26 protein-coding genes, 1 pseudogene and 1 other annotated feature are annotated in these 26,237 nt (G+C 40.1%); of the genes and pseudogenes, 7 read left to right on the plus strand and 20 right to left on the minus strand.

Annotated elements, in window-relative coordinates:
* Positions 1-47: 47 nt before the first annotated feature.
* The 5 genes from G558_RS0103455 to G558_RS0103475 all read left to right on the plus strand — a co-directional run bounded on the left by G558_RS0103455 (position 48) and on the right by G558_RS0103475 (position 3,745).
* Positions 48-380, plus strand: a complete 333-nt coding sequence (locus G558_RS0103455) for a cyclic-di-AMP receptor (protein WP_028828926.1) — start codon at positions 48-50, stop codon at positions 378-380.
* A 21-nt stretch (positions 381-401) separates the two neighbouring features.
* A complete protein-coding gene (locus tag G558_RS0103460; RefSeq protein WP_028828927.1) occupies positions 402-1,151 on the plus strand; it encodes a sulfite exporter TauE/SafE family protein in 750 nt (249 codons plus the stop codon).
* A 96-nt stretch (positions 1,152-1,247) separates the two neighbouring features.
* Positions 1,248-1,523, plus strand: a binding site (T-box leader).
* A gap of 103 nt (positions 1,524-1,626) precedes the next feature.
* The gene (locus G558_RS0103465; RefSeq protein ID WP_028828928.1) at positions 1,627-2,439 is read left to right on the plus strand and encodes an amino acid ABC transporter substrate-binding protein; all 813 of its coding nucleotides are present in this window, start codon (positions 1,627-1,629) and stop codon (positions 2,437-2,439) included.
* 22 nt (positions 2,440-2,461) lie between these two features.
* Entirely contained in the window at positions 2,462-3,103 is a 642-nt protein-coding gene (locus G558_RS0103470) for an amino acid ABC transporter permease (RefSeq protein ID WP_028828929.1), read from the plus strand.
* Between the two features lie 9 nt (positions 3,104-3,112).
* Positions 3,113-3,745, plus strand: coding sequence for an amino acid ABC transporter ATP-binding protein (locus G558_RS0103475; RefSeq protein WP_028828930.1), 633 nt, complete (start codon positions 3,113-3,115; stop codon positions 3,743-3,745).
* Positions 3,746-3,828: 83 nt separating this feature from the next.
* On the opposite strand, the gene cls is transcribed toward G558_RS0103475, so the two are convergent.
* Positions 3,829-5,319 (minus strand): cardiolipin synthase, encoded by a 1,491-nt coding sequence (gene cls, locus G558_RS0103480; RefSeq protein WP_051188433.1) that lies wholly within the window; start codon positions 5,317-5,319, stop codon positions 3,829-3,831.
* Positions 5,320-5,342: 23 nt separating this feature from the next.
* A complete protein-coding gene (locus G558_RS0103485; protein WP_028828932.1) occupies positions 5,343-6,209 on the minus strand; it encodes a DNA-3-methyladenine glycosylase family protein in 867 nt (288 codons plus the stop codon).
* Positions 6,210-6,346: 137 nt separating this feature from the next.
* On the opposite strand from G558_RS0103485, the gene cobT reads away from it, so the two are divergent.
* Together cobT and G558_RS0103495 are read left to right on the plus strand one after the other, a co-directional pair.
* Positions 6,347-7,426 (plus strand): nicotinate-nucleotide--dimethylbenzimidazole phosphoribosyltransferase, encoded by a 1,080-nt coding sequence (gene cobT, locus G558_RS0103490; protein WP_036931510.1) that lies wholly within the window; start codon positions 6,347-6,349, stop codon positions 7,424-7,426.
* Between the two features lie 34 nt (positions 7,427-7,460).
* Positions 7,461-9,209 carry a phospho-sugar mutase gene (locus G558_RS0103495; protein ID WP_028828934.1) on the plus strand — a complete coding sequence of 583 codons (1,749 nt, stop codon included), beginning with the start codon at positions 7,461-7,463 and terminating at the stop codon, positions 9,207-9,209.
* Between the two features lie 60 nt (positions 9,210-9,269).
* On the opposite strand, the gene G558_RS0103500 is transcribed toward G558_RS0103495, so the two are convergent.
* The 18 genes and pseudogenes from G558_RS0103500 to G558_RS0103585 all read right to left on the minus strand — a co-directional run bounded on the left by G558_RS0103500 (position 9,270) and on the right by G558_RS0103585 (position 26,186).
* Positions 9,270-10,016 (minus strand): WecB/TagA/CpsF family glycosyltransferase, encoded by a 747-nt coding sequence (locus G558_RS0103500; protein WP_028828935.1) that lies wholly within the window; start codon positions 10,014-10,016, stop codon positions 9,270-9,272.
* Entirely contained in the window at positions 9,997-11,124 is a 1,128-nt protein-coding gene (gene csaB / locus G558_RS0103505) for a polysaccharide pyruvyl transferase CsaB (RefSeq protein WP_028828936.1), read from the minus strand. Before csaB ends, G558_RS0103500 begins: the two co-directional genes overlap by 20 nt.
* Positions 11,114-13,282 (minus strand): DUF5693 family protein, encoded by a 2,169-nt coding sequence (locus G558_RS0103510; RefSeq protein ID WP_028828937.1) that lies wholly within the window; start codon positions 13,280-13,282, stop codon positions 11,114-11,116. The genes csaB and G558_RS0103510 overlap by 11 nt, the downstream gene beginning before the upstream one ends.
* A 116-nt stretch (positions 13,283-13,398) precedes the next feature.
* Positions 13,399-13,761, minus strand: a complete 363-nt coding sequence (locus G558_RS0103515) for a type II toxin-antitoxin system PemK/MazF family toxin (RefSeq protein ID WP_036931540.1) — start codon at positions 13,759-13,761, stop codon at positions 13,399-13,401.
* A gap of 28 nt (positions 13,762-13,789) precedes the next feature.
* Positions 13,790-14,947, minus strand: a complete 1,158-nt coding sequence (gene alr / locus G558_RS0103520) for an alanine racemase (RefSeq protein ID WP_028828939.1) — start codon at positions 14,945-14,947, stop codon at positions 13,790-13,792.
* On the minus strand, positions 14,944-15,330 hold the full coding sequence (gene acpS / locus G558_RS0103525; RefSeq protein WP_028828940.1) for a holo-ACP synthase: 387 nt from the start codon (positions 15,328-15,330) through the stop codon (positions 14,944-14,946). The genes alr and acpS overlap by 4 nt, the downstream gene beginning before the upstream one ends.
* A 126-nt stretch (positions 15,331-15,456) precedes the next feature.
* Positions 15,457-15,837: a hypothetical protein gene (locus G558_RS12255; RefSeq protein ID WP_036931513.1), complete on the minus strand. Its 381-nt coding sequence runs from the start codon at positions 15,835-15,837 to the stop codon at positions 15,457-15,459.
* A gap of 16 nt (positions 15,838-15,853) precedes the next feature.
* Positions 15,854-17,095, minus strand: a complete 1,242-nt coding sequence (locus G558_RS0103535; protein ID WP_028828941.1) for a DUF1576 domain-containing protein — start codon at positions 17,093-17,095, stop codon at positions 15,854-15,856.
* 103 nt (positions 17,096-17,198) lie between these two features.
* Positions 17,199-17,828, minus strand: a complete 630-nt coding sequence (upp, locus tag G558_RS0103540; protein WP_028828942.1) for a uracil phosphoribosyltransferase — start codon at positions 17,826-17,828, stop codon at positions 17,199-17,201.
* Between the two features lies 1 nt (position 17,829).
* Positions 17,830-18,276: a ribose 5-phosphate isomerase B gene (rpiB, locus tag G558_RS0103545; RefSeq protein ID WP_028828943.1), complete on the minus strand. Its 447-nt coding sequence runs from the start codon at positions 18,274-18,276 to the stop codon at positions 17,830-17,832.
* A 17-nt stretch (positions 18,277-18,293) separates the two neighbouring features.
* Positions 18,294-19,373, minus strand: a complete 1,080-nt coding sequence (locus G558_RS0103550; protein WP_028828944.1) for an L-threonylcarbamoyladenylate synthase — start codon at positions 19,371-19,373, stop codon at positions 18,294-18,296.
* Between the two features lie 17 nt (positions 19,374-19,390).
* Positions 19,391-20,455, minus strand: coding sequence for a peptide chain release factor 1 (gene prfA, locus G558_RS0103555; RefSeq protein ID WP_028828945.1), 1,065 nt, complete (start codon positions 20,453-20,455; stop codon positions 19,391-19,393).
* 88 nt (positions 20,456-20,543) lie between these two features.
* On the minus strand, positions 20,544-21,506 hold the full coding sequence (gene prmC, locus G558_RS12260) for a peptide chain release factor N(5)-glutamine methyltransferase (protein WP_051188434.1): 963 nt from the start codon (positions 21,504-21,506) through the stop codon (positions 20,544-20,546).
* 12 nt (positions 21,507-21,518) lie between these two features.
* Positions 21,519-22,493: a DUF1385 domain-containing protein gene (locus tag G558_RS12265; RefSeq protein ID WP_051188435.1), complete on the minus strand. Its 975-nt coding sequence runs from the start codon at positions 22,491-22,493 to the stop codon at positions 21,519-21,521.
* 3 nt (positions 22,494-22,496) lie between these two features.
* Positions 22,497-23,072, minus strand: coding sequence for a thymidine kinase (locus G558_RS0103570; RefSeq protein ID WP_028828946.1), 576 nt, complete (start codon positions 23,070-23,072; stop codon positions 22,497-22,499).
* Positions 23,073-23,200: 128 nt separating this feature from the next.
* Entirely contained in the window at positions 23,201-23,404 is a 204-nt protein-coding gene (gene rpmE, locus G558_RS0103575; protein WP_028828947.1) for a 50S ribosomal protein L31, read from the minus strand.
* A gap of 94 nt (positions 23,405-23,498) precedes the next feature.
* Positions 23,499-24,671: pseudogene (rho, locus tag G558_RS12270) on the minus strand (transcription termination factor Rho); the annotation flags it as partial.
* Between the two features lie 27 nt (positions 24,672-24,698).
* On the minus strand, positions 24,699-26,186 hold the full coding sequence (locus tag G558_RS0103585) for a phosphohexomutase domain-containing protein (protein WP_028828948.1): 1,488 nt from the start codon (positions 26,184-26,186) through the stop codon (positions 24,699-24,701).
* Between the last annotated feature and the right edge of the window lie 51 nt (positions 26,187-26,237).

The following is a 26,237-nucleotide window of genomic DNA, read 5'->3' on the forward strand; positions in this document are numbered from 1 at the left end:
TAATTAGAATATATAGAAAATTAAAGCATCCACGAGGAGGGTTTCATATGTCAAAACTTATAATAGCCATAGTACACAACGATGATGTTCACAGACTCCGTATTTCTTTAATAGAAAACGACTTCAGGGTTACCAAACTTTCCACAAGTGGTGGTTTTCTTAAATCCGAAAACTCCACACTTCTTATAGGTGTAGAAGATGAACGCCTGCAGACAGCCCTCGACACAATCACTAATATATGTAAAACCAGAAGCGAACTGGTGGCATCTCCAATATCAGAGTTCTTTAACGCAGGGTCTCATATAGGGCTTCCTCTTGAAGTTACAGTAGGTGGCGCAACTATCTTCGTTATTGACGTAGACCAGTTTATAAAAGTATAACAAGTAAAAAGGATATCATATATGGCCAGTCTTATATTTCTGATAATAGCCTGCTTTGTAGCAGCATTTATAGACGCAGTAGCTGGTGGCGGGGGGTTAATAAGCCTTCCCGCCTATTTGATTGCAGGTTTTCCTCCCCACATGGCCCTTGGAACAAACAAGTTCTCCTCATCCTGGGGATCTCTTTTTGCCACAGCAAAATTTGCAAAAGATGGAAAGATAGACTTTTCCCTTATTAAATTCATGGTCCCACTTTCATTCATAGGGGCAGTGCTGGGAGTAAAATCTGTACTCTTGATAGATCAGAGTTTTCTTGGACCAGTAGTAATGCTTATGATTCTTTTTGTTGGATTATATACTATGTTTTCCAAGTCCCTTGGAAGAACAAACCACTATAGGGGAGCAACTAAACAAAGCACAGCAGTCGGAATGCTATTGGCCTTCCTGCTTGGCTTTTATGACGGTTTCTTTGGTCCAGGTACAGGCACATTTATAATATTTGGACTTATGTACATATTCAAATTCGACTTTGTCCATGCCAACGGCAATGCCAAGGCCTTAAACCTCACAAGTAACATAGCCTCACTTATAACTTTTGCAATAAGTGGCAAAATAAAATATACTATCGGAATACCCGTGGCAATTGCAATGATAGCAGGAGGCCAGCTCGGTGCAAGAGCAGCAGTCAAAAACGGCTACAAGCTTATAAAACCAGTATTTCTTGTCATGGCTTTTGGCGCATTTGCAAAGCTGCTTTACGCCTATCTATAAAAAAAATCTCAAAAATTTAAAAATTTCTTTTTGAAAAAGTATTGACAAAAACAAGATACGAGTGTAAGATGATAAAAAACTAAATTGTCCAAAAATTTAAAGGCTTTGATAAGAAATAGTAGATATAATTAATTCCTAAAGAGAGGTTCTGCCTGGTGAAAAGAACTGGATAGATTATATTGAACACATCTTTGAGCTGTTCACCCAAATGCCCTGCGCAGAGTAGACTGAACCGGTAAATGCATCCGTTACCAAATGCTGGAGTATCTTTATATCATATTTATCTGATGTTTACGTACTTTAAGAGGCAGATTTTGTGAAGAATCTGCAAATAAAGGTGGAACCACGCGAGCAAAAGCTTTCGTCCTTTGACATAGTCATAGGATGAGGGCTTTTTTTAATACCGATTAAAAATTGACATTTATTGTTAACCCCACTTAATTTAATTAAAGCAAACTCAAAAAGGAGAAAAATCATGAAAAAAATCAAAAGATTTATGGCAGTAACAGCAGCAGTATTAACTATGGTAACAGGATTCACAGCATGTTCAAGTACAGACCAAACAGCTTCTGCCGATACATGGGCAGACCTTGAAGCCCAGGGATACTTTACAATGGGACTCGATGATACATTTGCCCCAATGGGATTTAGAGATGCAGACGGAAACCTTACAGGCTTTGACGTGGACCTTGCTCAAGAAGTCGCAGACAGAATAGGCCTGGAAGTAAAGATGCAGCCCATAGACTGGTCCATGAAAGAAACAGAGCTTAACGCAGGAAACATAGACGTAATCTGGAACGGATATACCATCACAGATGCCAGAAAAGAAAAAGTCAACTTTTCAACCCCATACCTCAACAACAGACAGATTATAGTGACACTTGCAGACAGCCCGGTAAATACAAAATCAGATCTTGCAGGACTCAATGTTGCCGTTCAAAAAGAATCAAGCGCATACGAAGCAGTAATTGCAGATGCCGAATTTACAGCATCACTAAATGACTCAGAGCCAATCCAGTTTGATACCAACAACGAAGCCTTCATGGATCTTGAAGCTGGAAGAACAGATGCCATAGTAGTTGACGAAGTACTGGCAAGATACTACATGAAACTTAGAGGACAGGAAAACTACAAAGTACTAGAAGATAATTTTGGTGAAGAAGAGTACGCAGTGGGTATAAGAAAATCAGATGCCCTGCTTCTTGAAAAAATCAATGCAGCTTTTGAAGAAATGCAAGCAGATGGAACCTACACACAAATAAATGATAAATGGTTCTCAGAAAATTAATATAATCTAAACAGGAGGAAACATGGAAACTATAATACTGCTACTACCCTCAATGCTGGACGGCCTTAAAACCACCCTGACACTGTCAGTAATAACTTTGGCTGTATCTCTGCCCTTATCGGTAATAGTGGCGCTCCTGAAGATGTCCAGAGCTAAAACTTTAAAATATATTACCTCAGCATATATATACGTAATGCGAGGCACCCCGCTGCTACTTCAGCTGATGTTTGTATTCTTTGGCCTTCCCTACATGAATATAGTCCTTCAAAGAGAAACCGCAGCAGGTCTTGCCTTTATACTAAACTACACCGCTTACTTTGCTGAAATCGTAAGAGGTGGACTTCAGGGAATTGACAAGGGCCAGTACGAAGCTGCAAAGATACTTGGCATGAGTAAAAAGAACACCTTCTTTAAGATAGTGCTGCCACAGGTCATAAAGGCCATACTCCCAGCCATGGGAAACGAGACTATAACCCTTATAAAAGATACTTCTCTTGTGTACATCCTTGGCCTGGGCGATTTGCTAAGAGCAGGCAAGATAGCTGCAAATACCTTCTCATCCATGATTCCATTCATGATGGTCGGACTTATATACCTGACAGTCATAGCTGTCCTGTCAAGAGCCTTTGACCTTATGGAAAAACACTTTGGATATTATGAATAGGAGGATCTCATGCTTGAAGTAAAGAATCTTAATAAAAAATTTGGAAAGCTGCAGGTACTGACAGATGTATCACTCAAGGCTTACAGCAAGGAGATCCTTTGCATAAGAGGAGAGTCCGGAGCTGGGAAAACCACCCTTATAAGATGTATCTGTAACCTTGAAACTTATGACAGTGGGGAAATAACAATAGATGGCGATTCCAGAAGTGAATTTGTCCAAGAAAAAGTGGGTCTGGTTTTTCAAAGTTTTAATCTTTTTCCCCACCTGAGTATAATCGACAACCTCACCATCTCCCCGGTTTCTCAAAAGGCAATGACCAGGGCCGAGGCCCAAAAAAGAGCAAGAGAGCTCCTTAGTAAGCTGGGCATAGACTCCAAAGAAAACAACTACCCCTTTGAGCTGTCCGGTGGCCAAAAGCAAAGAGTTGCAATAGCGAGGGCCTGTATGTTAAATCCCAAAGTCCTGTGCTTTGACGAACCCACCTCAGCCCTTGACAACAAAACTACGCAAGGCATTGCCAGCATCCTCAGAGACCTGGCTCAAGAAGGGATGTGCATAATAGTTATATCACATGACAATGACTTTTGTGACATGGTAGCCACCAGGCAACTCCACATGGTCAGCTCAAAACTTATCAACTAAAACTACAGATACCCATAAAAAATCAGGCCCTCTAACCTAAAAGTTGGAAGACCTGATTTTTTTATTATTTATTTCATATTTTTTTATAATATAGGAGAGAAAAGTCTGCATACACCCTCAATAAAACGTGTACCTATAGATTTTTTCTGATAAGTATCTGGATCTAGCCTCTCACAGTTTTTCAAATCACGTTCGTACATATCATAAAGCTTAGAGATAGACTCATCATCATATATAAGAGCATTTATCTCCGCATTTATCTTAAAACTCCTGACATCCATGTTAGCCGTTCCCACACTTGCAAATTCATTATCCACCATCATCACCTTGGAGTGTATAAACCCATTCTTGTAGATATAAACCTTGGCTCCAAGCTCTGCAATTTCTGCAAGATATGAATGAGATGCATGATGGACCGTAAAGTGGTCTGCAATGCCAGGAAACATTATCTTTACATCTACACCCGAAAGCACAGCCGACTTTATAGCCATAAGCAGGGCCTCGTCAGGAACGAAATAAGGAGACTGTATATAGACAGACTTTTGAGCATGCGTTATGTTGTAAAAGAACGACTGATATATGGTGGGGTGCTCAGAATCTGTCCCAGATGCCGCAATTTGGATAATTGCCGGACCCTTGGATTCTTCAAATACATGAAAATATGACTTCCTGAACTCAGACCTTCCGGTCCTGTGATACCAGTCTTGCAAAAACACCATCTGCAACATAACAACAACATTGCCCTCAAATCTCAGATGAGTATCCCTCCAAAACCCAAATTTAGAATCCTCATGAACATATTCATCCCCTATATTTATTCCTCCAAGATATCCAATTTTACCATCAATTATCACTATTTTTCTGTGATTCCTGTAATTTATATTCCTGTAATAGAGTCTTTTGTCCTGCATAAAGGCAAGTACCTCTATCCCCACATCGCGCATACTGCTTATAAAATGTCTCCTGGTTGTAACAAGGGGATAGCAGCCAATAGGGTCATAGAGCAGCTTTATCTTTACCCCTGCCTTAGCTCGCTCTATGAGAGCTTCTCTGAGTTGGTTTCCTATATTGTCATCCTTTATTATATAATATTCCAGATGTATGTGTTTTTGTGCGTTTTTTATATCTTCCAGAAGGCTTTCGAACTTGGATATCCCCTCTTCAAATATCTTCATATCATTCCCCATAGTAACCGGAGTATTGCCCGAATTAAGTAAAAGCTTTATGGCTTGTTTATCATCTTTGTTAAAAAAACTATCACTTTCATCAGAATCCAGCCACCTCTTTTGTTCCTCTATCAAATAAACCAAGTCATATGCCGATCTTGTGTCATCAGCCGAAATCAGAGCCTCCTTCATTTTTTGAATTTTTTTGCTGTTCTTCTTCCGCAAGTTCTCTCCAAATACAAAGTACATGACCAGTCCAACGAAAGGAAAAACTATAAGCATAAGCAGCCAGGTCATCGTGGTCGATGGATTCCTTCTTTCAAAGAATATCACAAAAGCGATAGAAAAAAGTGTAAGCCAGAACCAAAATACAGCTCCTGAATAAAAATCAATCATAGAAAAATTCATAAATTACCCCCAGTTACTGCGAGCTATCTGCTCCTTGCATAATAAAAAAGATACTGCTGGGCAAATCCAGCTTTTTCTCCAAATATTTCAATCCCTCTTTTTTTAATCCTGTTCATATTTTTGTCGCTCTCTTCCAGATAGTATTCATTCATAAACTTTATTACCCAGGTATCCACAGGAAAGGCAATATCTCTTCCATTTCCAAAAAGAAGTATGCAGTCAGCCACCTTTGGCCCTACTCCCACAAGCTTTACAAGTTCCTTGCAGGCCTCTTCATATTCAAGTTTATCCAAAGATTTAAGATCCACTTCTCCATCAAGTATCATCCTTGCACTCTTTACGATGTAAGGAGCCCTGAATCCAATCTTTATAGCAGCGAGATTTTCATCACTTATATTCGCAACAGCCTCCACAGATGGAAATGCATATCTCATCTTTCCTCTGTAGACTCCTATAGGCTCTCCGCAAAGCTCACTTAGGAAATCCACAGCCTTTTTTATGCGTGGTATCTGATTGTTGGCCGAGATTATAAAAGAAATTACCATCTCAAATACATCTTGCCTCAGTATCCTGAGTCCCTGGGCAAATTCAGTAGCAGCAAGGAGGTGGTCATCCACAAGCGAAAGCTCTTTTCTGAGTGAAAAATAGTCCCTGTCAAAATCAAAATACCTGTGCCACATATCATTAAAATCATCTATACTGCAATTATCAATGATTACCTCATCGCCATCTTTTTTTACGTTTATTACTCTTTTCATGGCAACTACAGTATAAGACCCATCTTCTTCTTTGGTCCATCTGAAACACTGACCATTTTCAAAAATATTTTTTGGTTCAAATTCCTCTGCTCCTTTGAGCACAATAGCATTTCCACTTTGAATTACTTGCATAGTTTCCTCCATCTAATACATTTACTCAATTATACTACACAAAAACTCAATTATCCATACCCTATAATGGTGAAAAACTTTGGCGAATCTGTTATAATAATAAAGTACCAGCCTAAATGAAAAGGAGCACAAAATTAATGAAAAATACTGATCCAAACAGAAATTTATTAAATTCTACAATCAGCAGAATAAAACCTGTAAGCCAGGAATACATATCCATAGCAAAAGACAGACAAAACAATCTTGCCAAACCTCCAGGATCACTTGGAAAGCTTGAAGATATAAGTATAAGCCTTGCCGGAATATACAGGAGTGAGTTTTTCCAGACCAACCCCAAAATAGTAATAGCCTACGGAGGGGACCACGGCATATACGAAGAAGGCATAAGCAAACAGCCCCAAGAAGTAACCGCTCTTCACTTTCCAAACTATGCAAAAGGAACCTGCTCTATAGGAATTCTATCAAAACTCCAGGGAAGCGATGTTTTGGCAGTCGATATGGGGATAAATACAGACCAGGCCCTTGAAGGAGTCCTTAACAAAAAAATAAGAAAATCTACCTCAAATTTCGCAAAAGGACCAGCCATGACCCGCGAAGAAGCGCTTCTTTCAATCGCTACCGGGATTGAACTTGCTGAGGAGTATATAGAAAAAGGCTACAAAGTTATAGGCCTTGGAGAAATGGGTATATGTAACACATCGCCGAGCAGCGCCATAATATCAGTAATTTCACAAAAAGACCCACGTGAAGTCACAGGACTTGGGGCAGGCACCCTGCCTTGTGGACTGGAGCACAAAATCGACACCATAAGAAAAGGCATAGAGCTTAACCGCCCCGACAAAAATGACCCTGTCGACATACTTGCAAAGGTAGGTGGTTTTGAGATAGGAGCAATTACAGGAACCATTCTTGGCTGCGCTGCAAACTCAATACCAGTAGTCCTTGACGGATTTATATCCTACGCAGGCGCCCTGCTTGCAAAAGAGCTTTGTCCTCAGTCTACCCAGTACATGATGGCCTCTCACAAATCTGCAGAGCCAGCTTCAGCACTTTCACTTGAAATGCTTGACCTGAAAGCTCCACTGGATATGGACATGAGACTTGGCGAAGGAAGCGGAGCAGTGCTTTTCTTCAATCTCATAGAAGCTGCAAACCACATATATACCAATATGATGACCTTTGATTCCTCACCAGTACCAGACACAGGAATCAGATAAATATAAACCTCACAATTGAAAGGAGATTTTTATCATGGAAAAACCACTTTACGACCAGCAATATCAAAACTGGCTCAACTCGACAATAATTGATGAAACATCAAAAAATGAGCTCAGAGCCATAGAGGGCGACAAAAATGAAATAGAAGACAGGTTCTACCAGGACCTCGAATTTGGAACAGCAGGACTTAGAGGAAAAATGGGGGCAGGCACCAACCGCATGAATCAATATATAATAGCCCGGGCAACAGATGCCTTTGCAAAAGTAATCAAATCTTTTGGAGACGAATTTGCATCCAGGGGTCTTGTTATAGCTTATGACTGCAGACTTTTTTCAAAAGAATTCTCACTTACCGCCGCCCTTGTATTAGCTTCACATGGAATCAAGGCCTACCTTTTTGATGCCTTAAGACCAACTCCAGAGCTAAGTTTTGCAATAAGAAAACTCGGCGCTGCCGGTGGAATAAACGTAACCGCCAGCCACAACCCCAAAAACTATAACGGCTACAAAGTTTACTGGCAGGAAGGCTCTCAGATAAAAGATGATATAGCAGACATGATTCTTGCAGAAATAAAAAAGATAACAAACTTTGAAGACATAAAGTTCCTGGCCCAAAAAGAAAAATACACTCAGCAGTATGCCCTTGAAAACGGCCTGCTTGAATATATAGGAAGTCAAATAGATGATGAGTTTATTGCAAAGGCAAAAGCCCAGTCTCTTAACGATGACTCACTCAACAAAAATATAAAAATAGTCTATACTCCCCTTAACGGAGCCGGCAATATACTTGTAAGAAGGATCCTTGCAGAAAGAGGATTTGAAAATGTATATGTAGTAAAAGAGCAGGAGCTTCCAGATGGAAATTTCCCTACTGTAGAATACCCCAACCCTGAAGACGTAAGGGCCTTTGAATACTCTATAAAACTTGGAAAAGAAAAATATGCCGACCTGCTTATCGCCACAGATCCAGACTGCGACCGAGTTGCAATCATGGTAAAATACCAGGGAAAATACCAGGAGATAAATGGAAACCAGGCAGGAGTCCTCCTTATACACTATATCCTGTCACAGATGGATAGCAAAAACCTCATAAAGCCCAATTCCATAATAGTAAAATCTATAGTAACTGCAGAAATGGGAACCCTCATAGCTCAAAAATATGGGGTTGAAATGGTCAACGTGCTGACAGGCTTCAAAAACATATTCGCAGTCCAAAACGAACTTGACAAGACAAAAGACAAGACCATGATAATGGGCTACGAAGAAAGCATAGGATACGCAGTAGGCACCTTTGTAAGAGACAAAGACGCAGTAACCTCAGCTATGCTCTTTGCCGAAGCCGCTGCATTTTATTCAGCTGAGGGCAAGACCCTTGTAGACGTTTTAGACGACCTCTACCAAGAATTTGGATACCACAAAGAAGATACAGTATCTCTTGTTATGGAAGGTATCACCGGCCAGCAAAAAATAGCAAAAATTATGGAAGAGTACAGAAGCGCATATCCAAAACAGATTGCAGACATGAAGCTATCCAAATATATAGACTACAGACTCCAAGAAGAACTGGACATTGGCTCAGAACATATATCTAAAATAGATATAGAAAAACAAAACGCCATGAAATTCCAGTTTGAATGCGGCAGCTGGTATGCACTTAGACCGTCTGGTACAGAACCAAAAATCAAGATTTACGCTTGTACAAGGGCCGATACTAAAGAAAAAGCAGAAGAAAAACTGGCTATTCTAAAAGAAACCGTACTTGCAGAACTCAAAAAAATATAAGCTAAAAATTATAAAATGCTTGGATTTGGCCCATGCCCAGCACCCCAAAAAAAGACAGACCTACATGGGTCTGTCTTTTTTTATAAGCACATTCAGGGCAAAAATAGGAAGCGCTCCCGCCCTTTTTATTCTCCATGGTTCTTTGGCAAGCCTGTATGCCCACTCCATTCCCATCTTCTGATATATTTGCGGAGCTCTCTTTACATTTCCAGAGATTACATCAAGCGAACCTCCAACCCCCATGAGGAGCCCTGCCCCAAGCACATCCTTGTAGGCATCAATAAAGTATTCCTGTTTGGGTGCTCCAAAGGCTACAAAGACCATGTCTGGTTTTTTTGATTTAATATCTTCAATAACAGATACTTCTTCAGAGTGTCCCTTGGCTCCAGTATGAATTCCCTTAAAATATCCGTGATGGGTTCCGGCAACTTCAAGGCCTGGAAATTGCTCCTTGAGTTTGTCCGCAGCCTGGTCTGCAAATCCAGGTTTTCCTCCAAGAAAATATACACTCTTCTTGTTGAGACTCGCATACTTTACAAGCTCAACCATAAGGTCAATACCTGTTACTCTCTCTTTTAAAGGCTGTTTTACCAGCTTTGACCCGATTACAAGTCCTATGCCATCAGGCACTACCATTCCTGCATTTTCAATGAATTTAAGCAGTTCTTTCTCCTGATTGGCCTTTACTACTATCTCACTGTTTGGAGTCACTATAACAAAAGGTTTGAGAGGGTCTATATTCTCAGTCGCCTTTTTCAAAGCCCCCTTCATATCCACATGATCTATCCTAACCCCTAATATTCTCATCTGTAAGCAGCTCCTTTACCATCTTATTATTAAGCAGCGCCTTTTCTCTCATCATATGCGCCGTATCCGCCGTCTTTTCCTTAAGGTCTTCTAGATTATTCATTGCATATTCAAGCTGCTCAACGAGGATATTAGCATCTATGTCCTCCACTTCAAGCGCTTTTTCTCTGCCCATTTCCTCAAGAAGACTCTGTATCTTGGGATCATATGATATACCTATAGGATAAGCATTGCAAACCGTAGCAAATATAAGCCCATGAAGCCTCATAGAAAGCATTATATCCATGTTAGACATAACAGAAAGAAATTCATGTTCGCCCATCAGGTTTTTTATAGTATAGACCTTAATCGCTCCCAGATCTTTCATATTTAGCTTATCATGTATTTTTTCACTCAGCTCAAGGTCATCAGGAAAATGAAAAGGAAGAATAACTACATTCATATCCTTGTCTTTCAAAGCTTCAATTGTTTTTGCAACTTCTTCAACTATCTTTGCTGTGTGATCTTTCCAGTTTCTAACTGAAACTCCAAGTGTCATCTTGGTGGTATCCACCCCGTAATTTGAAAGTATCTCAGATCCAATAACATGGTCCGGCTTTTCAAGAGAAAATACTGAGTCAGTGCTAACTCTGATATTTTCTCTTACACCCATAGAATTTAGCTCCAGCTTTGACTGATTGTCTCTTACATTTATCAGGTCCAGTTTTTTGAAAAGCTTTGCCATGCGCCTTCTGTTCTTAGGATCATTGACAGGTCCTATGCCCTGAGAATATATCATGACTTTTTTACGAAATATTACCTTGGCAAGGTACACGACTCCCAGATAATAAAGTATAGATCTTTTTGAGGTTACATCTTGAAAAAGTGATCCACCCCCACTTATAAAAAGATCAGTGTTTTTCATTTCTTTTAGTATAGCAAATATACTCATACGGTCTATGGCTCTTATTCCATTTTTTCTTGCCGTAAGTTCCGGATTTGCCGACATGGCAACAAGCTCCGAATCCGCCATTTCCTTTCGTATACCCTTGACCATAGCGCTCAGGATAGCTTCATCCCCAACATTGTCAAATCCAAAATAACCCGAAAGCAGAATCTTATAACCCATCTACAACACTGCCTTTCTCATTTTTTATTTTTTTTCTTAAATTGTTATACACATGTAATGCAAGCTCTATACCCATAATACCTAGAGCAGCTACCATTGTTCCAACCAATATCTCTGACCCGGTTCTGAATACAGAAACTGTAAGCGCTGCCTTGGTATGTGAGAATGTATTTACAGTATTTACAAGTCCAATACTTGAAAGTACTATAAAGGCAATATTCATCTTATGATTTCTTCTTGTGTGTGCCAGGTAAAACATGATCACTGTAAAAGGAAAACCTACAAATATAGCCTTGGTTCTTGGTCTTGCCGGAAAGATAAACTCAAAGAAATTTCTCATGAGAACTTCTACTGCAGAAGGTTCTGGCGCCGCATTTCCAGATCTTGCCATAAATATCATAAGCACAACTCCAAATATACCTGCCGCTACCACCTGCCACATCTTTATAGTGTCATTTGCAAATCTCAGGGCATCTGCTCCAGTTATTCCAGTAACTTGTGTCCCCGGCTCTCTCTTGTATCCAAAATATGAAAGATACATAAGCACTATTATTGCCATGGGTACCATCTGTGAAATTTTAACCCCTGCAAAAGTGTCTATTCCAAGCAGATATTTACTGTGAGTGAGCATTGCTACCTCAAACAGTACACTTCCAAAAGTAATCAGCATGGCTGAGACTGTAATTATCTCTGCTTTAAAAAAGGCTTTTGTCTTTGAATAATAAAGTTCATTTTTCTCTATCTTCCTTAGTTTTGAAATTATCCAGCAGCCTGCCAGTGAAGGAAATGTCATTGCTCCAAGGAGCGCAAACCCCTGCTCCACAATCACAGACATTATGCCAGAAGCTATCAATCCCGCCGAAGCTGCAGTTCCCAGTCCCAGTAGTATATACATGGTTTTTTTCTTATTTACAACAAATATATTGTCCACTATCATGAGCCAGGCTGCAATTATACCCATTGCAACGGGGATTCTGAGAAGTTTATTTGGATCAAAAAGTCCCATTGTCTTAAGCCTGCCAGGATTGATGTCTAGTATTTCCAGTCTTTTTTCTATATTATCAAGGACATTCTTGTAGGCCTGAGGGTCAGCAATATATCTTCCCTCCTTAACAAAAGGTTTTATAGATATAACTCTTATATTTCTAGTCGTTATACCCCTGAACATAATATTGGCTATTTCTTCACCGTTGTGATGAAATGGTATCTCATAGTCATATTTGTTAATAACAAAATCCCACGTCAGATAAGAACCTACAGCATCAAAATCCATGAGCTTTAGAAGATCCATCATTCCATCGGTCTTAAGGTATCCCCCCTGAGAACTCGATTCAATCATAGCCACTGCTATATCCCTGTCCTCAAGTCCTCTTGCAAATTTTTCAAGTGGCGGGTATACAAACTTTTTCTCTCCCGCTTCACTTGCTTCATCTTGCATTTTCTTTATGTCACTATAGTCATAGGCAAGAACCTGGTTCCCACTAAAAATTATATGACTCGGATCAATTTCGCTTTTGTCTACCGCTTCAAAATATGCATCTACCGCCTTGTCTGCGGACTCAAAATCAGCATAGTAGTTAGGAGAAAGCGATACTCCAAATCCATGCTTTTTAGATAGTTCTATGGCCGAATCATCATATCCAAGCCCTACTGTTTCAAGCATAGACCCCGACCACACCGTAGCTGTTGTATTTTTTTGCCCGTATGATCCCACGGTCAGTACCTGACCTTCTATGTAATCAAGTGAGTTTCCTTCAATTCTTATAGTGTTTTCTTTTTCAAGACTTACGGTCCTGTCATCTTTTTTGACATCCATAAAAGCTGCGTATATACGCTTAACAAGTGCGCTGTCTTCAGATTCTATAATAAGATCATATCCATCCATCCTGGTTGAGAGACTGACAGCAGGATTTTGCTTTAGACTCTGAATGGTATCTTCTTTTATAAGCATATTTGTTATGCCTGTACCCTTCATTTCCTGGAGCACAGTATCCATGCTCTTGCCTTCTTGTGATGCCACTTTTTCAAGCTCTGAATAATACATATTTACTTCATACGTCTTATAGTCTGATTCTGTGTCAAACCTCTGCAGTGAGAGAATCGCAGAAAACGCAATCCCCACAGCCATCGCTGCAGCCAAGATTCTGTTTATCTTCATAATCGTTCCTTTCAAGTCTCTTTCTTTTTTTTACATACGATAATATTATATCATTTCCATGTCATTTGCACAACAGAAAACCAGTCGTTCTATCAAACGACTGGCATATGTATAAACTATTCTTCATTTAGTGCAATACTTATAGACAGCGCTTTATTAACTCTTTTCATAAACGCCGCATCGCACCTTCCTATTCGGTCTTTTAGTCTTTTTCTGTCAATTGTCCTGATTTGTTCCAGCAACAATACCGAGTCCTTGACCAGACCGTAGTTTCCGGATTTAATTTCAATATGTGTAGGCAGTTTTGCCTTGTTCAACTGAGATGTTATCGCCGCTACAATAATGGTTGGCGAGTACTTGTTCCCAATGTCATTTTGCACAACAAGTACCGGCCTCACTCCACCTTGCTCCGAACCTACGACTGGACTAAGATCGGCATAATAAACTTCGCCTCTCTTAATAATCGTACTTATTTCCATAATTTTATCCTTGCCATCAAACTGACCATCAATCAATAAGGTAATTTACAGTCTTCAAAATTTTCCCATTCCTTATATATAATCTGGGAATCCTTCTTTGAACCATACATAAAATCTCATAATTGATTGTGCCAAGTCGCTTGGCCAACCTTTCCACTCTAATTTTTTCATCCTCAGAAAAAATGGTTATAATATCTCCAGTTGAAACTGTTTCATCCACAAGGAACATACTCTGATCCATACAGATATTTCCTGCCAGATTATAAAGATTATCATTTATCATTACATCTGCTTTTTGGCTGAGCATACGTGTAAAACCATCGGCGTATCCGATTGGCGCAGTAGCTATGTACTTACTTCCATCTTCTACCATGTATTTGTGACCATAACCCACGCCTCTGCCTTCTTCGAGCAGTTTTACATGTGAGATTTTTGTCTTCAATGCCATAGCTGGTCTTAGATCAACTCTCTCTTTTTCCACTTCATCAGAAGGATAGTGACCATACAGACTTATGCCCATTCTCACCATATCCAGATGATACTCAGGATACATAATAGTTCCTGCACTGTTGCATACATGTCTGATATTGAATCTTATACCCTTTTTTTCTATGGCCTTAACAATTTTATCATATTTACTGTACTGAAGTTCAGTCTCTGATCTGTCCCACTCATCAGCCTTTGCAAAATGAGTAAATATGCCCTGCAAAACCAGATTAGGAAGTTTGCTTATCTTTTCAAGCTCATCTACAGTCTCATCCTCACACTGAAATCCAACCCTTGACATTCCAGTGTCCAGTTTCACCTGAATCCTGGCTTTTTTCCCAAGTTCGACCGCCTTATCAGAAACATCCTTTGCGCTCTGATAGGTGAAGAGGGGTATGTCGATATCTTTTTCAATAAATTCACCATAAAGATCTTTTTCTATGTAAGCCAGACACATCAACGCTGACTTGATGCCATGCTTTCTCAGTTCAAGTGCCTCATTTGCTGTGGCAACTCCAAAATAGTCGCATCCATCTTCTTCAAGCACCCTGGCAAGTTCCACGCTGCCATGGCCATAGCCATTGGCTTTTATGATTGCGCAGCTCTTAGTTCCTTCTTTAGTAAGAGCCCTGAGGCTCCTGTAGTTATGTAATATATTATCCAGATTTATTTCTGCCCATGTAGGCATATAAGTGTTCATAAAGCTCCTTTCCTTTCGATTACACACATAGCTACCGCATAATCTCTGCAGTGCGAAATGCTAAGCGAAATATCTCCTGCCCCAAGCCTTTGGGCAGTCTTTGCTGCATTTTTATGAAGCATTACCAGTGGTTTTCCAAGCTCATCGTGCAAAATCTCTATATCTCTCATTTCAAATCCCCTGATTCCTGTCCCAAGGGCCTTTGCAACAGCTTCTTTGGCACACCACATAGATGCCACAGATTCCTGCTTCATACCCTTATCCTCCAGATGTTTGCGCTCATTTGATGTAAGCACTCTTTCAAGAAATTTGTCTCCTCTGCTTAAAATGTCCGAGATTCTTCCTATCTCGATAATATCCGTCCCTATTCCTAAAACAGCCATAATAAACTCCTTAACATATAACTTATACCCTTTCAGGATATTTGTCAACTCAGGAAAAGGTTTGTAATAAAAATTTAAATTGTTTTTTTCCAAATTCCCTTATTTTTTTCCAAATTCCCTTATTTTTTACCTCATTCGTACATTATCACGCCTCATCCTTATAAAAAAATCATCACTTCCATCAACATATTCTATGGCAAATTCATCTATCATCATGCCCACCAGACTAAGTTCTGTACTTGGAGTCATGTCGTTTCCCGTCAGACCCCAGTAATATTCTTCCATCTCATGTGCTCTTGGAGATGCAAGCAACTTTTTTATCTTGGCAAGCCTTTTCGGGTCAATAGGTTCTTTTATCTTTGCACTAAAACAAAGCTCTGTATAAGTATCTTCTATGTTCATATCCATCTTTAAATTCTCAACCCTTAGGCTGTAAAAAAAAGTCAGCATCTCATCAATTATACTGATGAGTCTGTGATCCACATGCGTAGTTTTGCGTCTGTTCATCCCAAATACCTCCAAATCAATAATCGTCTCTCAGCGATGAAGCCACTGGCAAAAGACATATTACCACAATTCCAGCAATAAATCCATTGTTATATAAGTTTATCCCGGCAGTTATACTGCTCAGGTTAAGTGCAATACACATATGTATAAACCCTGCTGCCACTCCCCATACTGGTCCGTAATATCCCGAAAAAGGTGCAAGCGCCGTACCAAAAAGAATTATAAGCATAAGCGTATTTGAGTCGTGAGGCCATATATTGAGCATAGACCCAATAACTGCTCCAACTGTAATAGGAATGACATTCCTTACATTCAGGCCAAATCCTGCAAACCCTACTATAGTAAAAATCCCTGCCACAAAGGGTCCATTTAATTCCCCAACCCATACCAGAGTAAACACAGTGTATATTATTCCAAGCATGCCCATATTTATAAGGGGTATATGATTTCCATAAAGTACAAAGAAATCAGTAACCAGACGCCCAGTTTCCTCATTAAGCTCTACAAGAGTTCTTGAGGATTCGTCCTTTTTTATAAATCCCACAAAAATCATAGCAATCATAACAAATATTATTGCAGCTGCAAGCTCATTTGTGTAATTTGTCGACCAGACTTCTCTTCCCTTCAGCTCCACTCCAAAAGACCTGAAGAGCGATACAAACATTATAGCTACAAAACCACTTGCAAATCCAGAATTTGTGAGTATAAATCCCTCATGCATCCTTACGCAGTGAGACGCTATAGGAGGCATTACAAAGCCAAGCAAAACTCCCGAAGTAGCAGAAAGTATCATAGCAGATAGAGTAGGACCTTCAATGAGCACAAAAATTTGATTTACTGCCGGTGCAAGGCTCGTGCTGAGAAGGGCTATTACTATGTAGTTACGAAACGGCTGTTGTTTTCTTCTCGAATACATGTAAGCCCCAAAAAGTAATGGCCAAATGTTAAGTAAATTTTTTCCAAAAAACCCAAAACCAAATACACAAAACAGCGCAAGATATATAGACCCGTTAGGTTTCATATCCAGCTTCATTACTATCCCCGTACATATCAGCCCCAAAAGCCCCGCATTGATAAACGTCGCTCCGATTCCTCCAATAGCCAGGTAGTCAGATACCAGCACCGAAGGATCCTTTACTATATTGTAGAGTCCTCTTGCAATCTCACCAGGAGGCTCAAGGCAGGCTCCACATACTATAAAAAATGAAAACAGAAGAATTATCCATAAATAATAATACAGCAGTCTTCGTTTTTTCATAAAACTCCTTTCTTAATAGTTACAACCTCTTTATATAAAGGCAACCTCAATCCACAGAGCCTATCCGCGAATCAAGGTTTACCCAAATAAAAATCAGAGCAAATTACTTTGTTCCAAATATTCTGTCCCCTGCGTCACCAAGACCAGGCACTATATAACAATTTTCGTCAAGTTTTTCATCACACGCCGCAAGATAAATATCCACATCCGGATGATGTTTTTGTATAAATGCAACACCTTCAGGGCATCCTACAAGACAGATAAGTATAATTTTCTTTGCTCCCTTGTCCTTAAGCATAGTAATTGCAGCTTCTGCCGAACCACCCGTAGCAAGCATCGGATCAACTACGAAAATATCTCTGTCCGCAAGATCTTGTGGAAGCTTGCAGAAATACTCAACAGGCTTGTGAGTCACCGGATCTCTATAAAGACCTATGTGTCCAACCTTTGCAGCCGGAATGAGTTCAAGTATGCCTTCTACCATCCCAAGTCCCGCTCTTAATATAGGTACTATTGCCAGTTTTTTTCCAGCAATTACCTTGCCAGTCATTTTTGTAACTGGAGTTTCGATTTCTATATCTTCAAGAGGAAGATCCCTTGTAATCTCATATACCATGAGTGTTCCAACTTCTTTTACGAGTTCTCTAAAAGTCAGTGATCCTGTGTTTTTATCCCTCATCATAGTTAGTTTGTGCTGAATAAGCGGGTGATCAAAAATTACAACTTTAGACATATTATATCTCCTCTTTTTCTATTTCCATTATCTTAGATACTCTCATTCCATGTCTGCCACCTTCAAACTCAGCGTTTAGAAACGCATCCACTATATCCATAGCAAGGCCCGGTCCCACTGTTCTCTCGCCAAGCGCTATCATCTGACAGTTGTTATGCATCTTTGCCATTCTCGCTGAAAACGTATCCGACACATTTGCACATCTTATGCCTTTTACCTTGTTTGCAGCCAGTGATATGCCTATTCCAGTACCACAAATTGCAATGCCATAGTCAACTTCTTTGCTAATCACTGCCTCAGCCAGAATTTTTCCATAATCTGGATAATCTACAGAATCAAGAGAATTTGTCCCAAAATCTGTCACTTCCATTCCTCTTGCCTGAAGATGAAGCTTTATCTTTTCTTTTAGATTAATACCCCCGTGGTCAGAACTTACTCCAATTTTCATATTATCCTCCATATTTCTTATATATTTGATGAAGCTTTGACAAGCCTGTTCATAACTGCGCAAGCAAGCTCATCTCCACTGAAAAACTCACTTATTATAAGCTTTACGCCCATATCATCCATCATGCGAAGACTGGTAAAGAGGTTTCTTGCAACTTCTTCGCTGTCTTCTCCCAGTACATAAGCATGGTCTCCATAGAGCTCTTCATTCTTTTTAAGGCAGAGGACCATAACTTCTGGTTCTTCATAAAGAAGCTTGCCATCTTCAGTCACCATAGACATAGCTTCATTTAAAACCTGCTCAGCACTTTTTTGTGGACCTTCAAGTATAACCTTGGCCTTAGGGCTGTAATGCCTGTACTTCATTCCCGGAGATCTTGCCGGTTTCCCGCAGTGCCTTCCACTTATGTCCTCCAGTTTTTTTTCCAGAAATTTCAACTTTTGTGAATCCCCCGTCGAAATAACTTGAAAAATATCACTCTGGCTTATCTTTCCAGGTCTGAGTACCAGAGGAATCTCCTCTGTCATGTCCACAACCGTAGACTCTATCCCAATTTCAGAATCCTCACCCAGTATTATCATGTCTACCTTACCCTCAAACTCATCAAGAAGGTATCTTCCCTTGGTTATAGAGGGTCTTCCTGATATATTGGCAGAAGGCGCCGCTATAGGGACTCCTGCAGCCTCAATCAGTTTTAGAGCCCCCTTATGGCTGGGCATCCTTACTGCAACTGTATCAAGACCTCCTGTCGTAGCCAGGGGCACAATATCTTTTTTCTTAAAAATCATAGTCAGCGGTCCCGGCCAAAAAGCATCCACAAGCATGAGCGCGTCACTTCCTACATCTTCAGCTATCTCATAGAGCATGTCAAGTCTTGATATATGGACTATAAGAGGATTGTCAGAAGGTCTGCCCTTGGCCTCATATATTTTTTTGGCTGCATCAGGAGAAAGTGCATTTGCACCCAGTCCATATACGGTTTCTGTAGGAAATACTACAGTCCCCCCGTTTTTTAAAATCCGGCCCGCCTCGCGCAGATTTTTTAATTCAGATTCCGATGAGCCTCCCTGGGAGACTCTTGCTATTTTGGCACCCATTTTATTCACCTTATACCTTATATAGACTGCATTTTATCAGTCTGATCAGTAGTTATAAGAGCATCTATCATCTCATCTATATCCCCGTTTACAAACTGCTCCAGCTTGTAAAGAGTCATGTTTATTCTGTGATCACTAACTCTTCCCTGAGGATAGTTATAAGTCCTTATCCTCTCAGATCTGTCTCCAGTTCCAACCTGGCTCTTTCTCTCTTGAGCCGTTGCCTTTTGAGACTTTTCAAGCTCTATATCATAGAGCTTGGCTCTAAGAATTTTAAATGCCTTCTCCTTATTTTTGAGCTGAGATTTTTCATCCTGCATAGATATTACTATACCAGTAGGCCCATGGGTAAGTCTTACTGCTGAGTCAGTCGTATTTACCGACTGTCCACCGTTACCAGAAGATCTGAAAACGTCCACTCTTACATCGTTCATATTCAGCTCTACTTCTACTTCTTCAACCTCAGGAAGCACGGCAACCGTAGCCGTAGAAGTGTGTATTCTTCCACTTGACTCTGTGTCTGGAACTCTTTGAACCCTGTGAACTCCGGACTCAAACTTGAGTCTTGAGTATGCACCTTTTCCATTTATCATAAATACAACTTCTTTGTAGCCACCTATTCCAGTCTCATTTGAAGAAAGCAGTTCTACCTTCCATCTTCGCCCTGATGCATACATAGAATACATTCTGAAAAGTACCCCAGCAAAGAGGGCCGCTTCATCTCCACCTGCCCCGCCTCTTATCTCTACTATAACGTTCTTTTCATCATTAGGATCTTTGGGAAGCAGAAGTATCTTAAGCTCAGCTTGTATGGTTTCCATTTCTTCTTCTTTTTCAGAAAGCTCCATCTTTGCAAGCTCACGAAACTCTTCATCACCAGAAGTATCAATAATATCTTTTGCCGCCTCTATATCTTCTTTAGTCTTCATATATTGCCTGTATTTGCTTACTATAGGTTCCAGATCCGAAACCTCCTTCATAAGCTTTTGCCACCTGGACTGGTCTGAAATTATCTCCGGGTCCGAAACCTTCATATTCAGGTCTTCAAACTTATCCTCAAGTACAACTAATTTATCAAACATAACTAACCTCTCTCTCGCATATTCATCCTATATCCGTATTTTTTATTTTCATTCATAAATCAAACTTTGCCTTGTATTGGGAGCTCAGCTACTTGAATCCCGTAACCACTCTGTCGAGTCCGGCAAGGTCCTTACGTATCTCCACATCTTTATACCCTCTTTTTTTCATAAGTTCACTTACCTCCTCTCCCTGGTCAAAGCCAATTTCAAATGCCACAAATCCTCCGGGCCTTATCATAAGATACCCTTTATCTATAATCTGCCTGTAAAAATACAGACCGTCATCCATCCCATCAAGAGCGTTGCGAGGTTCAAAATCCTTTACATCGCTCATGAGAGTCTCGATGACCTCAGTTCTTATATAGGGCGGATTAGACACTATAAAGTCATACAGATCTCCGTGATTATCCCTGTCATAAAGTTTCAAAGGCTCTATATTATCAAAGAGGTTTGAATATATTACGCTCAGCCTTTTGCTTACGCTGACCATGTCTTTTCCAGACATTTCCCGGCGCTGCTTGTCTGCATAAAGCGCATTTTTCCTCGAAAGATCAATGGCCTTTTGGTTAATATCTCCTGCAACCATACTGAGATGCAAAAAGTGATTGAGCAGTGAAACTGATATAATTCCTGTTCCAAGACCTATTTCTATGCCATAGATGCTTTTACAGGTATCCATTTTCCCAAGCTTTTCAATAGCTGTTTCCACAAGGACTTCAGTGTCAGACCTTGGTATGAGAACTCCTGGTTCACAGTAAAAATCCAGCCCCATAAAATCCCGATGCCCAAGTACATAAGCCATGGGCATATTAGTCCTTCTCAGATTAAGGAGCTCCATTATCCTGTCATAAAAGCCCTGCTCAATCTCCTGATCTGAATTAATCATTATATGAATCCGGTCAAAGCCGGTTACCTCTCTTATTATCAGATCCGTTTCAAGAGCAGCCGCAGAATAATCCAGTCCCATTTCCACGAGCAGGATCCGTCCGATAGCTGCTATATCTCCAAGCGAAAACCTGCTATCAGGCAAAAACTTTTTATCTACCGACAAATCCGCACCCCTTTATACAATCGTCTCCGGACTTATTACCTCAGCCCTAGTCGAAAATTCTCTTTCTATTATACCCTCATCTTCAAGCACAGCCTTTAGAGATGCAATCGCGACCTCAAGCTGAGAATCATCAGGTTCTTTTGTAGTTATTTTTTGCATCATAAGCCCTGGCCATACCATAGCTCTTGTAAAAAAGTTCTGATGCTTTCCTGCAAACCTTATTACCTCATAGGATATTCCAGCCATCAGCGGGAATACTGCAATCTTTAACAAACTTCTGAGCCATACGTTTCTTATACCCACAAAACTGAATATAGCAATAGAAATAGCTATAACCACGAACATAAAGTTGGTTCCGCATCTTGGATGCAGTCTTCCCATCTTTCTTACATTTTCAACATTGAGTTCGATTCCCTGCTCATACGCAAATATACTCTTGTGTTCAGCACCGTGATACTGAAAAACTCGCTTTATGTCCTTTATCTGGGACATAATAAAAAGATATCCCACAAAAATCGTAAGCTTGAGAGCGCCTTCTCTAAGGGCTACAGTAAAAGTCCTGTCCGCAGAATTCCCCTTTGCAAAAACCGTAGGCAACACTATAAAAAGTCCTATGGCTATAACAGCAGAAAGCACTACCGATACCACATTTATGACATCGTCGAGCCTGTCTCCAAAAATTTTCTTGAGCCACTTGTCAAATTTCGATTCTTCTTCGTCTTCAAATCCTTCAGCAAAAAGATTTGCAGAATAGGTAAGGTCCTTGCCACCTTCTACCATAGATTCGATCAGCATAAACATTCCTCTCACAAAAGGCAGTTTTTTTAAGCTTCCATCTTTTGCAACAGTAAGTTTATGCCTCTTTACCTCAATCGTTCCGTCATTCTTTCTTATAGCTATGGCCTTGCTTGAGCCACATTTCATCATAACTCCTTCAATAAGAGCCTGACCGCCTGCAGAAATTCTTGCTTTATCCTTTATATACATAACTTACACTCCTATCTGATGACACTTTCGGCATCTTGCCTCATAACTTTCAGTCGCGCCCACCAGTATAACCGGGTCCTCATATCTGGCCGGTTTTCCATCTATTATTCTTTGAGTCCTGGTCGCAGGATCTCCGCATTTTACGCACACAGCCTGAAGCTTGTCCACAAACTCAGCTCTCGCAAGAAGTTCTGGTATAACCCCAAAAGGGATCGCCTTAAAGTCCATATCCAGACCTGCACAGATTACCCGTACTCCCATGTCTGCAAGTTTTATTACAATATCAACTATTCCCTGATTAAAAAACTGAACTTCATCAAATCCTGCAACCTGAGTTTTATCAGTTATAAAATCCCATATTGTATCAAGATCGTTTACAGCCACCGCCTGAATAGCAATCCCGCTGTGCGAAACCACGTCCTTCACGCTGTACCTGTCATCTATCGAAGGTTTAAAAACTATAACCTCCTGCTTTGCTATCTTTGCTCTTGTGAGCCTTCTTATGAGCTCCTCGCTTTTGCCCGAATACATGGGTCCTACAACCATCTCTATATATCCGTGTCCACTGGGTCTATACATATATTTTTTTCCTCCAAGTCATACTTCTACAACTTTATTATATCAGATTCTATATATAAAATAAACCAGAAATTAGAATCAACGCAAAAAAAAAGACACTGGATATAAAGTCCCGTGTCCATTTAATGCTATTCGCCTCTGTTGAATTTTTTGTTGAACTTTTCAACTCTTCCGCCTTTTTCTATACTCTTGCTTTGACCTGTATAGAAAGGATGGCATTGTGAACAAGTCTCTACACGTATTTCGTTCTTTGTAGACCCAGCTGTAAATGTATATCCACAAGCACAGTGTACTTGAACTTCATTATACTTTGGATGAATTCCTTGTTTCATTTTTTTCACCTCTCCTCACATAAAATCATAATTTAACTTGTACATTATAGCATATGGACTATATTATTTCAAGTCAAAATTACCTTCTTTACAATTACTGTTTCATAGCTTTATTTACAGCATCCATAAATTCTCTGTTATCCTTTGTGTTTTTCATTACTGAAATGACATCTTCTGCTACTTCTTGCAGACTCTTGTTCGAGGAGTATTTTCTCAAAGTAACTACAGCTTCCATTTCTTTCTCAGAAAGCAGAAGTTCCTCTTTTCTCGTACCAGATTTGAATATGTCAATAGCCGGGTATATTCTTCGCTCGGCAAGCTTTCTGTCGAGATGAAGCTCCATATTACCAGTTCCCTTGAACTCTTCATATATCATGTCATCCATTCTTGAACCAGTATCAACCAGCGCAGTAGCTATTATGGTAAGCGATCCGCCTTCTCTCATGTTCCTCGCCGAACCAAAAAACTTTTTTGGCCCATAGAGTGCCCCAGGGTCGAGTCCTCCCGAAAGAGTCCTGCCAGTTGGGGTTATGGTGAGATTGTATGCTCTTGAGAGCCTCGTGATACTATCCATTAATATTACCACATCTTTGCCATGTTCGACAAGAGATTTTGCTCTGGCAAGGACCATCTCGGCAACCTTGATGTGATTTGTTGGTTCCTGATCAAATGTAGAAGCGATAACATCACTTTCCACATACTCTTTTATATCCGTAACTTCTTCAGGTCTTTCATCTACAAGCAGGACTATAAGTTCCACATCGGGGTTATTTTTTTCTATAGCCTTTGCTATCTTCTTGATAAGAGTTGTTTTTCCTGCCTTTGGCGGGGCAACTATAATCCCCCTCTGGCCCTTTCCAATAGGCGCCATTATATCTATTATTCTAGATGACAGGTTTTCCGTCTCAGTTTCAAGTACCAGTCTTTGGTTTGGATAAATAGGAGTAAGCCTGTCAAAGTCTCTGCGGTTGGCAGCAACTTCAGGTTTGAGGTCATTAATGAGCTTTACATAAAGCACTGCTCTAAATCTCTCATTGTTCTTAGGATCCCTGGTTATCCCACAAACCTTGTCCCCAGTCTTCATATTAAATCGTCTTATCTGCGCAGGACTGATATAAACATCATTTTCTGTAGACTGATAATTTTCACCACGTAAAAAACCAAATCCATCGGGAAGAATTTCCAGAACCCCTTCTGAAAGCTGGGCATTTTCATCGTTTATCATGTCCGAATATTCTTCTTTTGTATATAAATCAACTCTTTCCGGCTTCATCCACTATTCCTTTACAAGTCATTAAAATTCCAATCCCCCATAGTTTCTTAAAAAAGCCCCGATAATATCCATTATACGCTCAGCTCCGCCCGTTTCATCTGACTCAACATTGAGCGCCATGACAGGTTCATGCAGAGACATCCTCAAAAGACACCATCCGTAATCAGTCTTAAGCTTTACCCCCTCGTGGTTTGGAAATACCACTTCAAGCCCTTGTGTTCTTTCTCCAAAAGCCTCAAAATCTTTGAGTACTTTTTTTCCATAATCAGCAAAATCAGGTTCATTTATCTTTATCCTGGACTCCCTGCTTTGCGCACTCTGCTTAAGATCAGATATGAGGCTTTGTATCTTGAGCCCTTCCTGATTCAGCCTGGAAACTTCTGTTAGTATTTTGACTATAAGATAAGCCCCATCATCAAGAAAATGATTTTCTTCAAGTGCTGCATGTCCCGAAGTCTCTATTGCAAGATAAGCCTTGTCGCTTCCTTCTGCATTTATTCTTATCGCTTCATTTATAACATTTTTGTAGCCTCTTTTGAACCTGTGATGAATACCTCCACGAGAGGATATAAATTCACTCAGCCCATTTGAAGTAACCGAATCTGTAACAATGACAGATCCTGGATGTTCTCTCAGCACTATGTCTGATATAAGTGCTATAAGAGAATTCCGATTTATCTCGCCACCGTCATCAGAGACAATTGCCGCCCTGTCCACGTCTGTATCAAATATAATACCAAGATCTGCTCCGTTTCTCAGTACAGCCTCTGATATAGACTTCATAGCCTCTTTGTCTTCAGGATTGGGGGCATGGTTTGGAAACATTCCATCTGGCTCCAAAAACTGACTACCCTTTACATCTGCACCCAGACTTGCCAGAACTTTTTTCGCAAAAAATCCACCTGCTCCATTTCCTGCATCCACAACTATCTTAAGACCATCAAGGGGTCTGCTCATTCCAGTATCTTTCATTATCTTATATACCAGAAACTTTGAGTAGTCTTCTATAAGGTTTGCCTCTGTTACCCTTCCGGTAAATTCATTCATTGTTTCAGATGGATCTGTCTCAGCTGCAAACTTTAATATTTCACTTATGTCAGATTTTTCTGCGCCGCCTTTTTTTGTAAATATCTTCATTCCATTATGGAAGTACGGTAGATGACTGGCCGTTACCATAAGGGCCGCTGTGCAGCTATATTGGTCCATGACAGTAGTCATAAACATTGCAGGCGTCGTCGCCATATCACAGTCAATAACATTTACCCCGCAGCTCTCAAAAGTCCTGATAATCTCAGTTTTGATTTTTGGACCCGATATTCTCGAATCCATCCCTACAGCAATTCTGAATTTTTCACAGGAGTTATTTTCACGATTTTCAAGCCATTTGAGTATCCCCAGTGCTATAGAGTGCACCGTTTCACAGCTCAGATTAACGTCATACTTATCGTTTTCCAATGCAATACCTCTGATATCAGTGCCATTCTGTAATTTCAAAAATTTTGACAGCATTTTAATTATTTCCCTTTCTCAACATCCTCATCAGATAATCAAAACCGATCT

This window comes from Proteocatella sphenisci DSM 23131 (genome assembly GCF_000423525.1).
In the GTDB taxonomy this organism is placed as follows: domain Bacteria; phylum Bacillota; class Clostridia; order Peptostreptococcales; family Filifactoraceae; genus Proteocatella; species Proteocatella sphenisci.